Raw genomic sequence first — 15997 nt, 5'->3', positions numbered from 1 at the left:
CCTTTCGTGTTCAAGTCTTCGATACAGATTACATCGTGGTTTTGGATGAGGTCTGTACTTAACTTGTTAAGGAAGTCGGCACGTTGATTCATGACTTGTTCATGTAATCTCGCAACTTTACGTTTTTGTTTTTGATAGTTTTTGGCATCGAGTAAGTCGATTCCGTTGTTTTTCGCATGTTGGGCACGTCTGGACAGTTTTCTTTGTTCTCGTTTTAATTTCTTTTCCATTTTAGTGGTGAATCGATGATTATCCACCTTTTGTCCATCCGAAAGAATCGCAAAGTCTGTCATACCTAAGTCGATGCCGATAGCTGATGCTGTTTTTTCTAATAGTTGTACTTCTGTTTCTACAAGAATAGAGATGAAATATTTTCCGCTTGGATTACGTCTGATGGTGGCATTTAGGATCCGGCCTTTGACTTCTCGACTTTTGACAAAGCGAACGAGCCCGAGTTTCGGTAGTTTAATTTGGTTCCCTTCCATGGAGATATTTCCGTTTGTTTGCTTCGTTGTGTAGGATTGAACAGGATGCTTTTTGGACTTGAATTGCGGAGCTTTGTTCTGCTGTTTAAAGAATCTAGAGAAGGCATCTGAGAGGTTTTTTAGGGAGGATTGGAGCGCAATGCTGTCTACTTCTTTTAACCAGCTCCATTCTTCTTTTAAATGAGGTAGTTGAGCAGAACAAGCGTTATACGTCAGTCCTTTCCCTGTTTCTTGGTATGTATCGTTCCATTTTGCTAAAAAATGATTGAAGACAAAACGAGAACAGCCGATGGTTTTCGCAATTTGTCTTTCCTGTTCTTTCGTTGGATAGATACGGAATTTGTAGGCTTTTTGGACGAGCATTGCTTTCACCTCTCTCTGTATCACGATACAGCTATTATACCATATTTTGCTTGGTGAATAGGTCATTTCAGGACAAAAAGAAAGCATGCAAGCACTTGAATAATCGAACAATCGAGATGGCAAGTGAGCCAGCTCTTGTCCGAAGGCGATTCATCTCCCACCTACTCCTTTTCATTCCTTGAGGTGGGAGTCTTCTCGCCTAGTGCTGATAAAACAGATCGTTCTTTTTCCAACATAAACTGATATACTTTCCCAGTTGCTGGGTCCTTTATTTTTACGTGACTATCAACGGCATACTCAGAGACAAATGTATACAGATATCCTTCCATTGATCCCCGAAAGATCGCCACCTTCAAGCCATTCTAGTTCTGCTTCTACACCTACCCTAATGCTTTTTGATATAAAGCTATTAACACATCCGTTCGCTCATTCAATTAAAATTAATATAACATCCAATAATTTAAACGGGTCAGTCGACAAATTGTAGATTTGATATCCATCATCATTCAAGGCGCTATTGGTGAAAGCATGCTAATAAATCAGAAGAATTTCAACCTAGAAACATATAAAAGTAATGATGACAAAGGTGGGCAAATAAGTCGACTACAGCTCATAGAGTAGAATCTAGTATCTCCTACTTTGCTGGAAATTAATAGCCTCTCTTAAATAAAAAAAGAAAACCTGAGGAGAAATACAGTGAGATTCTCTTCAAATTTTCTATATTATATTGTTAGCTTTTTATGAATGAAGACATCCATCAGTTTATACACAAAGAAAAGGCCGAAAAAGCCAATTCCATATAGCATGAACGTTACCTCAAGTACGATACAAATTAACGGCGGATCAGTAAGCACATTTGATATTACTAGCAATATGATCGATGCCATAATTCCAATCAATGCATATCCCCCTAAATAGTAATGGGCATGCATATTGAAAATTTGAGTGTTCTTGGATAGAGAAGAAAATTCATTTACCTTAAATTCATTTATAGCTGTTATAACCGCATCTTCTTTTGTTTTCCCTTGCTCTATTAGATCTTGAGAATAGTCTTCTAAATATGTCCGTAATTCTAATTTTTCATCATTGGATAAAAGGAGATTATCAACAAATACTTGAATATTGTTATTTCTTTTGTACATAGTATTTAGACGCATATGACCAATATAATTAAACACCGACCAGATAAAGGCAATCAAAAGAGCTATTGCGTATATGGCTAATGCAACCTTTGGTGATCCAGATGGATGATACGCTAGATCAATATAAATAGTAGTCGTGAATATTAGTATCGATATAACTATTAGCCAACTATAGGTTATGTCCTTAAGCTGAAGTAGTTTTTTAAAGAAATGTTTCACATTAAATTCCTCCCAGTTATTAAAGATTAAAAGCAAGTCATTCATGTTACCCTACAAGAACAGAATGACAAGAACACCGACAATCAGACAATAATAGGAGAAGTAGCCCAAATTACCTCTTGTCATGATATTAATAAACCACTTCAAAGAAAATAACGTTGCAATAAAAGTAGCTACGAACGCAATCACATACGGGATAACTAACTCTGAAAAGTTTGGATCATTTACAATTTCGGGAATTTCTAAAATACCTGTTCCGAGGCTTACCGGAATATAGAGTAAGAATGAAAATCTTAACGCTGTTTCCTGCTTCATTCCTACAAGCATAGATCCTACAATCGAAGCTCCTGAACGACTGATACCTGGTGTTACAGCTATAGCCTGAGCCACTCCAACAATAACCGAATCTTTTACAGATAAATCTCCATCGTACTTTCTACCTTTAAGATTACGAATGATCCACAACGCAGCTGCAGTAATGAGTAATGTAATACCTACAACTTTAGTATTACTAAGCCATTCGCTAATTACATCTCCGAAAAGTACCCCAATGACACCCACAGGAATGGTAGCAATAATTAAGTAAATGATAAATTGAAAATCACTCTTTTGCTCATGTTCACGGGTAACAACAAATTGCACACCATTTTTGGCTAGCCGGATGATATCCGTTCTATAGATAACGAGAACCGCTAAAAGAGAAGCAAAATTAACAAATATCTCAAACGAAAGACCAGTAGCTTCAATGCCAAAAAGCTCCCTTAATATGATAAGATGCCCACTTGAAGAAATCGGAATAGGCTCCGTGATCCCTTGCGTCAAACCTAATAACAAATATTTTGTAACTGTCCATAATTCTGAAAATACTTCCATCTCTATATCCTCCTCAAACTTTAGGTTCATATCAAACCCTTCATATGTACTCTCTTTTTGAATAACCTCTTATAAAAAGTGTTTTACTAACTGGGCCATAAGCTCCCAGTCTTTTTTATACTGATTATACTGTTCAAGTCCCAATTCCGTTATTGAATAATATTTTCTTTTACCACCTTGACTCTCTTTCCCCCAGTAAGAAGTAATGGCACCGTTTTTCTCTAAACGCTTTAACGACAAATAAAGTGTTGGTTCTTGTATATGGAAGGAACCGTCCGATTTATCTTTAATCCGTTTCGATATATCATATCCATACCCATCCTTCTCCTTCAGAAGTGAAAGTATAAGAAGATCAATAGTACCCTTCAGCATTTCCTTATTCAATGATCCGCCCCCTACCTAATTACTTGATAATATTAAGTAATTTTCAGTATATAGCATATTACTTAATAATACAAGGTAATTTTTCAAATAATAAAAACTGAGCAAATAACGCTCAGTCCTAACGAATAAAGCTACAGATTTATCATTTCTCTAGTATTCATTTTAAAATACTTGAACAGCTTAACCACCGATTCGGCTGCCTATTTTCCTTCCATATAAAAAGAAAAGCGCAGAGCGCCCGTTTAGAAACGTAGCGACTTCAGCATCAACTGAGATAAAGGAATCACGGTGAGTTTACGAACCGATGATGACTTATCGTAGGGCGATTCGTGAAGTCGCCTAGTTTCTGGGCGCTCGGAGCTAGACATCTCCGCAAATTTTATACTTTCTTGTCCTATAAAAAAAGATGCATTGCTAAACCTAAAAATTTAGCAACACATCTTTTTACTAAATATGATGAAGCTTATTATCCCAGTGCTACATCAAGAATCATCATTAATGTAAAACCAATCATTAAACTCATCGAAGCCAAGTCTTTATTACCTTTTTCTTGTGAACTTGGGATCACTTCTTCTGCTACAACGAAGATCATCGCACCAGCCGCAAAGCTTAATGCGTACGGTAGTAATGGTTCGATAAAAGAAACAGCAAATGCCCCAATGACAGCAGCAATCGGTTCGACCATTCCCGAAAATTGCCCATATTGGAAGCTTTTAGATCGAGACATTCCTTCTGCTCTTAATGGCATCGAAACTGCGACTCCTTCGGGAAAGTTTTGAATACCAATGCCGAGTGCTAATGTGATAGCACCGGCTAAAGAAGCTTCTGTTCCACCATTTGCAAGGGCACCGAAAGCAATGCCAACTGCCAGACCCTCTGGGATATTATGGAGTGTGATCGCAAGAACTAGCAGTGTACTTCTTTTTCTTTTTTTCTGATGAATTCCTTCTGCTTCTTCAACAGGGGTATTAGGATGTAAGTGGGGTAAAATCTTATCAATCCCCCATAAGAAAACACCACCTAACATAAAACCAATGGCTGCTGGAAACCATGCTCCAATTGTGTTTCCTTCAGATAATTCAATCGAAGGACCTAACAAAGACCAATAACTAGCAGCAATCATGACACCGCCAGCAAATCCCAACATACTATCCATTAACCGTTGATTGATACTTTTCGTTGCAAAAACGAGACTCGCTCCTAATGCAGTCATTCCCCAAGTAAATAAAGTAGCGATAAGTGCTTGTATGATTGGATTAAAATTCTGAAAAAAATCAATCATGATGAAGAAAGGTCCCCTTCCTTAAATGTTAGAGAGTTACACTATTTTAAATAACTAGTTATTACAGTTTAACACTAATTTTACCAGTATCTACATTTAATGTTCCAGAAAAAAGAAGAAACAGTACCGAGTTGATGGTACTGTCCAAATGGCGGTGTTAACATCTCAATCGCTAATCATAATAATTCCAAAATGAATCGGGTCAATGCCAAATTCGTATACACTGGTCATCATATCACTTTATTTCATGACTAGAATTATCTTTCATTAAACAACAAAATTTCTCTTAATTCATCAAATGTTTTCGCCTTTACCAATTGCTGTACAATAGAGCGACTATCTATTACCTTTTCTAACCATTTATACATCGCTTGTAAATCTTCTTGACTGTCTTTCTTTACACAAAGCATACAGACAAACTGTACCTGTTTGTTCATCCATGTTATCGGTTTTTCTAATGTACAAATAGCAACAAACGTTTTTTCCGTTTTAGGAATAATTGGATGTGGTATCGCGACCAAATTGCCGAATGAGGTAGGTGCTATTTCTTCACGTTCTAACACGGCATCTAAAAACCCTTCCTCAACCAAATTCATAGAATCTAATTGCTCCGCCATAAAGGATAACACCGCCTCTTTAGTGTGCATCTCTTGTTGAATAAATGTCATCTGTTCATCAATATAAGCATCCACCATTTGATTATCTTCTGATACTAACTTTTCTATTCTGCTGATGTCTTGATCTCCTAAAATCGCATTCACTTCTATCACTTGTATAGGTAACTTCTCTGGTATTGGTATAGAGCTTACGATAAAATCGATATTTTGCAAATTGTATTGGTGAAGCTGATAATACTCCGTGGTTCCCACAATGTCGAGATTTTGGCCAAATTTTGATTTTAATTTATAATAGATTAACTGTGAAGTGCCTAATCCTGATGCACACACAATCAAACATCGTTTTGGACCATTTTTTAAATTTCGTCTTTCAATAGCGGATCCAATATGAAGCGCTAAATATCCAACTTCATTTTCATCAATTTCTGCATTTGTTTTTTCTTCAATCACTAAGCCTGCAATCACACCAGCTTCAAAAGCAAGCGGATAATTTCGTTTAATATCCTCTAACATGGGATTTCGTATGTTCATCCCATACTTAAATCGATTAATTGCTGGTTTTAAATGTAAATACAAGGCCATGATTAATTCTTGATCATCTTGGATCCCCAATTGTAACTTTTCTTCGACCTTTGCTAAGGCTACATTGACTAATGAAATGATGTTAGGATCCATGACATTTTCTCTCACACCACGAGGTTGCAGCATCATTTTCGTCCCTAACAGATGCATCGCAATATACGCTGTTTCTGTTTCAGGAAATGATACCGAAAAAGCTTCCTCTATTTTATTCACAATCAATGTTGCCACTTCATATTCGGGCTGTTCGTATATTTCCAGTAAATCTTGGTTGACCATTTTAATATAATAACCATTATTGATTCGTTTATAGGCAATTAAAATATGGATCGCTAAATTTTTGATTGCGATATCTGATAATGTAATTTGATTGGCGGTTATTTCTGCTAAAATAATTTCCATGATCATTTCTAAAGTAGATGGTGATATGCCATCTAGATTCACTTCCGTTATCGGCTCATTACGATCAAAAATATATTCAGCCATACAAAAACGTCTATTCAATTCGTTACCTTGCACTTTCATCCCATAATTTGGACGAGAATCTAATGTTAAGTGATATTTCTCTAATATCTTTCTAACTTCTTTGATGTCGTTTTGAATCGTGGATTTACTAATAAATATCTCATCAGCTAAACTCTCTAACTTCAAATAATCTTCTGCCAATAACAAACGGTTCATGATATAAGTGATCCGCTGTTCTGGTGAGCGAGGAACCTTCTCTTTATCTGGTAATTCATGGGTAAAATAGTTGTTAAGGAATTTTTTGTATTCGTTGTCATTTTTCACCTTTAAAAGGTAACCTTTTCCCATCACGGATTCAATCATCGCACCATGTGAACTAATAAACTGATTTAATCGCTTCACGTCTTCCCTTGTTGTTCGCGATGTTACATTATTGACATTCGCTAAGAAGGTACTTGAAACAGGCGATTGCTCGGCCATCAATTCACGTAATATATTTCTTAATCGAGCATCTAACATAATAATTTCTCCTAACTGTAACGCACTTCCATAACGAAAAGGGAGCTGACCCCATTCACCAGCTCCTTTTCATTCTATCAACTAATTAAAAACCATTATTTTCTGCTACTTGTTTAAACCATTCTCCACTTTTCTTCACCGTTCGTTCTTGTGTGTCAATGTTTACTGAGACGAATCCATAGCGGTTTTTGTAAGCATTTGACCAAGACCAGTTATCCATAAATGTCCACATATGATAACCTTTCGTATTACAGCCTTCTTGAATCGCACGGTGTAACCATTTTAAATGTTCTTGCACGAATTCAATGCGGTAATCGTCTTGGATTTGACCATCTTGTAAGAAACGATGTTCGTCTTGAACACCCATACCATTTTCAGATACGAATGATTCAATATTACCATAGTTTTCTTTTAAGTTGATCATAATATCATATAATCCTTTTTCGTAAATTTCCCAACCACGATAAATATTCATTTTACGTCCAGGCATTTCATAGTGATCAAAGTACCATTCTGGCATAAATGGACTATGTGGATTAGGTAAATGTTCTTTCGCTTTTACGCGACGTGGTTGGTAATAGTTTACACCAAGAATATCAACCGTATTCGCTTTTAAAATTTCTGCATCTCCTGGTTGTGTTTCAGGAAGTTGACCATGTTCTCCTAAAATATCAACCAATTCTTGTGGATACTCTCCTAAGACAGCAGGATCTAAGAAACTACGGTTAAAGAATAAATCAGCAATCCGGGAAGCTTTTAAATCTGCTGGATGATTACTTCTAGGATAAGATGGTGTTAGATTTAACACGATACCAATTTTACCATCTTGCACATCAACTGTTCTAAATACTTCAATTGCTTTCGCACTAGCTAATGCTGTATGGTATGCAACTTGTGCTGCTCTTCTAGCATCGACTACATTCGGATAATGAAAATCATATAAATAGCCACCTTCAACAGGAACAATTGGCTCATTGAAAGTAAACCATTTTTTCACTTTATCTCCAAAGAGTCGAAAAGCTTCTTTTGCATATTCAACATATGCATCAACTACTGCTCTGCTCTCCCAGCCACCTTCTTCTTGTAATGCAAGTGGCATATCAAAGTGGAAGAGATTAACAAATGGTTCAATATCGTTTGCTATTAATTCATCTAAAATTTTGTTATAAAATTGTACAGCTTCTTGATCTACTTGACCTCTACCTTCTGGAATGAGTCGTGCCCATGAAATAGATAGTCGGAATGTATTGTGACCTGTCTGCTTCATTAATTGAATATCTTCTTGGTAACGGTGGTAAAAATCAGATGTTACTTCAGGTCCTACATTGTCAAAGAAACGATTAGACTCTACTTCATACCAATGATCCCAAATGTTTTTGCCTTTTTTGCCTGTAGCACCTTCGATTTGTGTTGCAGATGTTGCACTTCCCCACCAAAATCCTTCAGGAAATTTATATTCTACTGTCATAATTGGCCCTCCTTATTTATTTCGGTAAATATCAATGATTTCTGTTGCTAGATCTCTAACAGTCATAGCAGTCATCAAATGGTCTTGTGAATGAACCAAGATAACATTCACACTCGCACCTGTCCCACTTGCTTCTTCTTGTAGTAGTTGAGTTTGGAAACCATGTGCTTTTTCTAATTCTTTTGTTGCGTCTTTTATTAATTGATCTGCTTCCTCAAATTGATTCTCTTTCGCTAATTGGATAGCTTCCATCGCACTGGAACGCCCATTTCCAGCATATAAAATGATTTGAAAGGCAATTTCTGTTACCTTGTCCATATTATCCATACTGTCACACCCCAAAATATGATTATATAAATTGTTTTCTATTTATTTATCAGTAGCTTCTTGTTCTGATTCGTAATAATTTTTGTCTAGCATTTTCAAGAATGGCCACCAGATAATACATACTACAAGCAAGTTAAATAACTGCAATACCGCTCCTTGCCAAGCATTACCTGTTGCTAAAAATCCACTTATAAGAGGTGGTGTTGTCCATGGTACAATGATCCCTGCTGGTGCTGGAACCAAACCACTTGCCATAGCAAAATAAGTAATAATAGTTACGACTACTGGTGCGATAAGCCATGGAATAATAATGATTGGGTTCATAATAATGGGTAAACCGAAGATTAACGGTTCATTTACATTGAATATTCCTGCTGGTCCTGCTAGCTTACCTAATTCTTTCAACTGCCTACTTCGACCAATTAAGAAGATCAAGATAATAACAGCCAGCGTCATTCCTGACCCACCCATACCTACCAAGAACGTATCAACAAACTGCTTGGTAATGATATTTGGTAATTCCTGCCCAGCTTGAAATGCTTGCAAGTTCTGATCATTTAACGTATACCAAATCGGATCAAATACAGAGTTCACAATAATTTGACCATGTAAGCCAAAGAACCAAAATACTTGAATTAATAGAACCGCGACAATTGTTGCCGGTAAACCACTACCTAAAGCAGTTAATGGTTCTTGAACGATCGTATAAATGAAATTTTGTATAGTATCAAATGGTGTATAGCTAAAAATAATTCTTACAATTAAAAACACGGATAATGTTAACGTAATCGGAATTAATGCACTAAATGATCGCGATACTGCACCTGGAACACCATTTGGCATTTTAATCATCCAGTTCTTTTGCACAAAGTATCGATATAATTCAGCTGAAGTAAAAGCAGTAATAATTCCTAAGAACATTCCTTCAGCACCTAAGGATGAAGTTGGGATTACACCGTTTACATCCTCAAGCGTTTGTGGCGTTAAAATTAAAAAGGCTGCTAATGCTACAACGCCTCCATAAATAGCATCCAGCTCATATTGTTCGATTAATTTATAACCTATACCGATAATAACAAATAGCCCCATAATGCTTAATGTTGCAGCCGATGCTGGACCCAGAGCATCCTGATACGCAGCATAAGCATCTTCACCAAGCAATTTATCTAAAAATGGTAAATTTGCAATAACAACAAATATAGAACCAAAGATAATTAATGGTAATGCAACCATAAATCCATCTCGTAATGCTGATAGATAACGATTGTTATTTAATTTATCTGCAATCGGCAACAAAAACTTCTCTAGTAGTTCCATCATTTTATTCATGATTGTCCCCCCGTGTTGCGTAAAACTTAATCACCAATAAGTTCTAGCGCTTTATTTAATACTGCTTCTCCATCTACTCTTCCATAGGCAATCGGATCAATTACATCAAGTGGAATACCAGCTTCACCTGCAATTGCTTCAAATTTTTTCTTCATAAAACGCATTTGTGGACCAATTAAAAGCACATCCGCCTTTTTCATATCTTCTTGTGCTTTGTCTTGTCCTACTGCCCAAATTTCCACATCTATTTCTTTATTGTTTGCTACTTCCTCCATTTTTGAAACTAACATACTTGTTGACATGCCTGATGAACAAGCTAATAAAATCTTTTTCATAAATAATCCCTCCAAATAATTTGTAATTTCTAATGTAGTTCTATAGTAAATTGAAAACGGATAAATTTGAATATATTAAATTTCCCTCATATGGAGGAAGAAGTTATGCGAAGTGAAAAAATCTCGTAAAAGATTATGTAAAGAACATACACAATGACTTGTATAGATATAATGATTTTCCTACATACATAGTGAACACTAGTCTTAGAAATACAAAACCCCTGATCAACTTTTTACAAATTAATCAGGGGAAACGAGCTATCTATTTTACTATTGTTTTTTATTATTCTAAATATAGACTGAGCTCCTTGTCTCAATGTTATGTAATATTTCTCTCTTTAAACCGGTTCGCTAGCAATCCTCTTACATTAGGTTGAATAGAGAATAGACTTCCGGACAGGGGTAGATTTGCCAGTCCCTCATCAGTCATCCCCTCTCTTACTGTTGTTATGTAAAGTGTGTCAAAATCATCTCCACCAAAAGCACAGGATGTAATGTTTTGTGCCAGCACTTCTACCGTAGACAAAATCTTCCTGTTTCCGGATTCCATCTACTTAGCGATCTGTATAATCATTCTGTTATTGACAAAGATCGACAACCTTGAAATAATAACTTCAATTAAATATTGGTACCTTTAATTCAGTCCGTAAGGCGACAAGGACAACGGATTTGAAAATAGGTGACACGTGTATATTTTACAAGACACTTGTACCTTTTTGTCAAAAGCTTCTTGTCAGTTGGGCAGGAAGCTTTTTTGTTAATAAGCTTGGTGGGAAATCTTCCAAACTAGTTGTATGAGAATTTCCCCTCTCTTATCAGAAGTATTAGCATCTTGTCGAAATGGTGTAAAACTAGCAGGCACGAAGCCAAAAGAAACAGCTATTTATTTAGATGCAGAAGAAACTATTGATTTTGAACGATAATAATGTAGGGAAAAACAGCTTGAATAAATAAAATGACTATTAGGGATTGTCTTATCATTAGTTAAATGCTAGGACAATCCCTTTTAATGAGGATATATATTATTTTTACATGTTAAGGTGTTATTTCGCTAACTGCACGAATAGGAAGTACACATTGTATATCTTTCTCTGTACCTGCCGCTTCTGGTGTAGGGTGAAAATAATTCATATGTTCGGATATAAATGCTGCATGGTTCGACATTAGAGGATTAGTGACTTTATGATGGGAAATGATGATATGATTATCTGTGAGCTCTACCGCACGCCATGCTTGCTCATCTAAACAAGCCGCAACTTGCACAAATGTCCAGTTACCTTGGTGCACTATAGAGTTTTGATGGTTATGGCCATTAAAGTAAACAGCTTGCCCTTTTTTCTTTTCTAAGACGCGCCACATATCTATGTTGGAGTCGATAGATAATTTATCGATATCAGAGCGGGAGGTTGTATTGTATACTGGATGGTGTGCAAAGACAAAGAGTGGTTTTGTTCCAGATGCTTCGACGACTTCTTCTAACCAAGCCAATTGCTCTTGGTTAATTGATCCACCCCAATCCTCATAATCCATTTCTTTTGCAGTATTCAAAAAGGCAAAAATTGCATTTCCTTTAGCAATGGTATGATATAAAGGTTGACCAGTTATTTTTAAGACATTCTCAATAGATTGTGCATACAAATCATGATTGCCTAATACATGATAGAAATTTCTATCTTTACTATTAATGATCTGATAAACTTCTTCAAGCTCATCTGTAGTACCATAATGAGTTAGGTCACCAAGTGAAATATGTAGATCCGCTTCATTACCAAGAAAATGATCTAGAAAAGAACGATAGAAATCCCACTTCGCTTCTTCCAATCCTTCAACACTCGAATCAACTTTTGGAAAATGCAAATCACCTATTACAGCAAATTTCATCTAATCCCTCCTCAGTTCAAGGATACCTTACTAATGTTAATTGAACATAAACATTTAGTAAAAAAACGTAAATTTACTACAAAAGATAAATACCTCTGCTTATTTGGTTAAATTTGGTATCATTAAACAGGAACGTATGTTTTGTATAATAAAGTGTAATGAACTCTTACTTCATTCCCTAACTCAGCAGGTGGACATGTAAGCACCTATGGGAAAATAAGGAGAAGCAAAGGACGAGAATATGAAATTTAGAGAAGCTTTCAAAAGTTCATTTGTATTAATTGGTTTTAGTGGAGCAGGAAAATGGAATGGAGATATGGTTAATCCTATTCCGCAATTATTAGAGAAATCATATCGTTTTTTTAGTAAGTACAAGATAAGTAAAATAGTTGGAGTATGTCTTCCCCCAAGAAGTGACCATTATTTCTACACTTGTGGTATGGAAATAGAGTCTGTTGATTTCCACAAAGTTGAACAAGGAATGACATTACATACCTTTCCTTCACAAAAATATGTGGTATTTAAACATATTGGTCATGCTAAAGAAATTCCGAATAGTTATGGAAAACTATGGAACATATTTGAAGAGCAAGGTTATCATATTAAAAAAGGAATGCCCGAAATTGAAATGGTAGCAACTAATATGTTCGGGAAAGAAGAAACAAATGACTATGAGATGGAGATTTGGATACCAATAATGATATGCTAACTTAGCAATTGTCATCTTATTTTTCCTTCCCTTTTACTTCCTTTGGGGGACTTATATTTTTGGTCCCTAAACCGTGGTGTATATAGCAAATTATAAGAAATCCAGCCCCAATTCAAATGGTAAACTAAAACAAAAAGGAGGAAGCACTATGTCCAGACTTAATCAAAATATTATTCCCCATTTATGGTATGACAAGGAAGCGAATGAAGCTGCAACGTTTTATACGACTATTTTTCCTGGCTCCAGAATTACAAATCGTACAGTGCTTAAAGACACTCCATCAGGTGACGCTGATTTAATCTCATTTGAGCTGTGGGGACATCAGTTCATGGCAATTAGCGCAGAGCCTTATTTCACATTCAACCCGTCAGTGTCTTTTATGGTTAATTTTGATCCTTCAAGAGAGAAAGACGCGAGTGAGAAATTAGATGACGTTTGGAACCAATTGTCCGAAGGTGGCACGGTATTAATGCCACTTGATAAATATCCATTTAGCGAGAAATATGGTTGGATTCAAGACAAGTATGGTTTATCCTGGCAATTAATCCTCTCCGATCCAGAAGGTGAAGAGCGCCCTACAATAGTACCCTCACTAATGTTTGTTGGAGAAAAATGCGGAAAAGCGGAAGAGGCGATTCATTTTTATTTGTCCTTATTTAGAAATTCACGGCAGGGACAAATTGCCCGCTATCCTCGAGGGATGGAGCCTGATAAGGAAGGAACAATTATGTTTGCGGACTTCATGCTCGAAAATAATTGGTTTGCAGCAATGGACAGTGCTCAAGATCATGCATTCAATTTCAATGAAGCAGTCTCATTCATGGTATATTGCGACACACAAGATGAGATTGATTACTACTGGAACAAACTGTCTGCGGTTCCTGAATCCGAACAATGCGGATGGTTAAAAGATAAGTACGGAATTTCATGGCAAATAGTTCCAAAGGCAATGAATAAAATCATGAGAGAAGGCACACCAGAACAAATTGAACGTGTTAATCAAGCTACTCTAAAAATGAAGAAGCTTGATGTGGTGGAGTTGCAGAAAGCGTATACGAGGTAGCATTATCACCAAGAAAAGGAAGGCTTATCGTCAAGTTTAGCGAAAAGCCTTCCTTTTTTAAACTATAGTAATGCCTACTGCTATAAAAAAAGAGCCTTTGAAAATTCAAAGACTCAAACAGCAAAGTGAATAATGAAATGAAGTAAAAACAGACAAGCGATCACATAAAGTGTGAAAGATACTTTCCGTGCACTCCCTGTACTTAATTTCAAAATCACATAAAGAATAAATCCAATTGCAATTCCATCTGCAATGCTATAGGTGAAAGGTATCATCACAATAATAAATATCGCAGGAAAAGACTCACTTAGATCACGTAAATCTAATTTCTTGATATCTTGAATCATAAGTCCTCCGATGATCATCAATACCGGCGCAATCGCATTGGAAGGAAGCATTTGGATATATGGAATAAAAAACGTAACAATTAAAAACAAGAAACCTGTCGTAATCGTCGTTAATCCTGTTCGGCCACCTGCCGTAATAGCTGCCGTTGTTTCCGCAGTTGATACGGTCGGACTCGAGCCAAAAAGACCAGATAACATAACCGAAATTCCATTTGCCTGAAAAGCTTTCTTAAACTTCTCTGGGCGATTTGTTGCAACTACATGGCTATACGTTAAACCAACATTCTCAAATAACACAACCATAGTAATTGAAAATACCGCAACTAAATACGGTAATGTTGCCCAATCAACAAAAGAAAAAGCTCCAAATACTTCTTGATATCCTTGCAACGAAAATGACTCATTTGTTTTAGAAGGTAGTACTCCTAATAAAAAGGCTATTCCCGTTCCAAACAGAATCGTCCATAAGAAGTTACCTTTGACATTGCGAATAAATAATATTAACGCAATGATAAAGGTAACGATTGTCGCAAAGACAGCAGGATCACTGAAATCTCCCAAGGCAATAATAGATTGATCGCCTCGTTCAACTAGATGCCCCTTCTCTAAACCGATCAACATAAGAAATAGTCCAATTCCGATATTAATCGCCAGCTTAATCGATTCTGGAATCGCATTTTTTATCACCGTTGTCAGCGATGAAAATGCAATCAATGTGAAAACAAGACCAGATACAGTAGTAACTCCGAGCGCTTGCTGCCACGTAAGCTCCATCGACTGTACAAGCGTATAAGTAAACATCGCATTGATCCCCATACCCGGAACGACTAGGATTGGAGCATTGGCATATAGCCCCATTATCAGACAACCGACAAAAGAAGTAAGGATGGTTCCTAGTACTGCTCCTTCTAAAGGAACACCCGCTTCTGATAAGATCAAGGAATTCACTGCAATAATATAAGCAATCGTGAAAAAACCGATTAATCCCGCAGACAATTCTTGTTTTACGCTAGTCTCATGTTGTTTTAATTGAAAAATACCTTTTCTCAATGTAATTCCTTCTATTCAATTATCCCTCTCCCGACCCGCTCTAATAAAAGAGCCAACTTATATTGTATTAAATTTAAGGAAGTTGTCAACTCTAATTGGCCAATTTGCCCAGTACTCACACGATTTCTGCTAACTATAACAACCTCATATTACTTCATGTCCAATCGTTCTCAAATTGATATTTGTATTATCTCATATCGCGATTTATAATAAAGATAACAATATGAAAACGCTTCATTAAATGTATAACTCTTTGAAAGAAGAGCATGAGGAGGACTTCATATGAGCCAATTAGAAAGAAATGACAAAATGGAACACCTACTAGAGAAAAACAAATTTACTGAAGAAACCATCTTCAACATGACAGACGAACAAATAGAATATTTTCACTGGCTCTATTTCGAGGAATCTGTATATGATTTGATGTAAGATTGTTGAACTACCCCCACTTAACCTCCTTTCAGGATGTTCGAAGTGGGGGATTCTTGGGAACAGAGCGTACTTATTAGTTTATTTTTTCACTAACAGTGGTTTCTCTTCTTTACCAAGCTATCCCCGTA

18 protein-coding genes are annotated in these 15997 nt (G+C 36.3%); 4 read left to right on the top strand and 14 right to left on the bottom strand.

Annotated elements, in window-relative coordinates; all coding sequences use genetic code 11:
* From GH715_RS01485 to GH715_RS01430, 12 genes are all read right to left on the bottom strand, one after another.
* On the bottom strand, positions 1-848 hold an 848-nt coding region (locus GH715_RS01485), incomplete at its 3' end, for an RNA-guided endonuclease TnpB family protein (protein ID WP_163578386.1).
* Between the two features lie 161 nt (positions 849-1009).
* A complete protein-coding gene (locus tag GH715_RS01480; RefSeq protein ID WP_205601830.1) occupies positions 1010-1177 on the bottom strand; it encodes a hypothetical protein in 168 nt (55 codons plus the stop codon).
* Between the two features lie 393 nt (positions 1178-1570).
* On the bottom strand, positions 1571-2209 hold the full coding sequence (locus GH715_RS01475; RefSeq protein ID WP_153836886.1) for a hypothetical protein: 639 nt from the start codon (positions 2207-2209) through the stop codon (positions 1571-1573).
* A 51-nt stretch (positions 2210-2260) separates the two neighbouring features.
* A complete protein-coding gene (locus tag GH715_RS01470; RefSeq protein WP_153836885.1) occupies positions 2261-3082 on the bottom strand; it encodes an undecaprenyl-diphosphate phosphatase in 822 nt (273 codons plus the stop codon).
* A 69-nt stretch (positions 3083-3151) separates the two neighbouring features.
* On the bottom strand, positions 3152-3466 hold the full coding sequence (locus tag GH715_RS01465) for a PadR family transcriptional regulator (protein ID WP_153836884.1): 315 nt from the start codon (positions 3464-3466) through the stop codon (positions 3152-3154).
* A 466-nt stretch (positions 3467-3932) separates the two neighbouring features.
* On the bottom strand, positions 3933-4748 hold the full coding sequence (locus GH715_RS01460; protein WP_153836883.1) for a ZIP family metal transporter: 816 nt from the start codon (positions 4746-4748) through the stop codon (positions 3933-3935).
* Between the two features lie 257 nt (positions 4749-5005).
* Positions 5006-6928, bottom strand: a complete 1923-nt coding sequence (locus tag GH715_RS01455; protein ID WP_153836882.1) for a BglG family transcription antiterminator — start codon at positions 6926-6928, stop codon at positions 5006-5008.
* A gap of 85 nt (positions 6929-7013) precedes the next feature.
* A complete protein-coding gene (locus tag GH715_RS01450) occupies positions 7014-8396 on the bottom strand; it encodes a glycoside hydrolase family 1 protein (RefSeq protein WP_153836881.1) in 1383 nt (460 codons plus the stop codon).
* Between the two features lie 12 nt (positions 8397-8408).
* The gene (locus GH715_RS01445) at positions 8409-8714 is read right to left on the bottom strand and encodes a PTS sugar transporter subunit IIA (protein ID WP_153836889.1); all 306 of its coding nucleotides are present in this window, start codon (positions 8712-8714) and stop codon (positions 8409-8411) included.
* 51 nt (positions 8715-8765) lie between these two features.
* The gene (celB, locus tag GH715_RS01440; RefSeq protein WP_153836880.1) at positions 8766-10052 is read right to left on the bottom strand and encodes a PTS cellobiose transporter subunit IIC; all 1287 of its coding nucleotides are present in this window, start codon (positions 10050-10052) and stop codon (positions 8766-8768) included.
* A gap of 26 nt (positions 10053-10078) precedes the next feature.
* Positions 10079-10387 (bottom strand): PTS sugar transporter subunit IIB, encoded by a 309-nt coding sequence (locus GH715_RS01435; RefSeq protein WP_153836879.1) that lies wholly within the window; start codon positions 10385-10387, stop codon positions 10079-10081.
* 319 nt (positions 10388-10706) lie between these two features.
* The gene (locus tag GH715_RS01430; RefSeq protein ID WP_205601829.1) at positions 10707-10913 is read right to left on the bottom strand and encodes an SMP-30/gluconolactonase/LRE family protein; all 207 of its coding nucleotides are present in this window, start codon (positions 10911-10913) and stop codon (positions 10707-10709) included.
* Positions 10914-11181: 268 nt separating this feature from the next.
* On the opposite strand from GH715_RS01430, the gene GH715_RS21710 reads away from it, so the two are divergent.
* Complete coding sequence (locus GH715_RS21710; protein ID WP_267463684.1) at positions 11182-11310, top strand: hypothetical protein; 129 nt, start codon at positions 11182-11184, stop codon at positions 11308-11310.
* Between the two features lie 112 nt (positions 11311-11422).
* On the opposite strand, the gene GH715_RS01425 is transcribed toward GH715_RS21710, so the two are convergent.
* Positions 11423-12268, bottom strand: coding sequence for a metallophosphoesterase family protein (locus tag GH715_RS01425; protein ID WP_153836877.1), 846 nt, complete (start codon positions 12266-12268; stop codon positions 11423-11425).
* Between the two features lie 241 nt (positions 12269-12509).
* Here GH715_RS01425 and GH715_RS01420 point away from each other — a divergent pair, with 241 nt between their 5' ends.
* Together GH715_RS01420 and GH715_RS01415 are read left to right on the top strand one after the other, a co-directional pair.
* The gene (locus GH715_RS01420; protein WP_153836876.1) at positions 12510-12977 is read left to right on the top strand and encodes a GyrI-like domain-containing protein; all 468 of its coding nucleotides are present in this window, start codon (positions 12510-12512) and stop codon (positions 12975-12977) included.
* Between the two features lie 148 nt (positions 12978-13125).
* Positions 13126-14040: a VOC family protein gene (locus tag GH715_RS01415; RefSeq protein ID WP_153836875.1), complete on the top strand. Its 915-nt coding sequence runs from the start codon at positions 13126-13128 to the stop codon at positions 14038-14040.
* A 113-nt stretch (positions 14041-14153) separates the two neighbouring features.
* Here the strand turns inward: GH715_RS01415 and GH715_RS01410 are convergent, their stop codons facing one another.
* Positions 14154-15437: an NCS2 family permease gene (locus tag GH715_RS01410; protein ID WP_153836874.1), complete on the bottom strand. Its 1284-nt coding sequence runs from the start codon at positions 15435-15437 to the stop codon at positions 14154-14156.
* A 282-nt stretch (positions 15438-15719) separates the two neighbouring features.
* Here GH715_RS01410 and GH715_RS01405 point away from each other — a divergent pair, with 282 nt between their 5' ends.
* Complete coding sequence (locus tag GH715_RS01405; protein ID WP_153836873.1) at positions 15720-15866, top strand: BH0509 family protein; 147 nt, start codon at positions 15720-15722, stop codon at positions 15864-15866.
* The last annotated feature ends 131 nt before the right edge of the window (positions 15867-15997 follow it).

Source organism: Gracilibacillus thailandensis, assembly GCF_010994055.1.
Taxonomy (GTDB): domain Bacteria; phylum Bacillota; class Bacilli; order Bacillales; family Amphibacillaceae; genus Gracilibacillus; species Gracilibacillus lacisalsi.
This window is presented reverse-complemented; position numbering and strand designations above follow the sequence as displayed.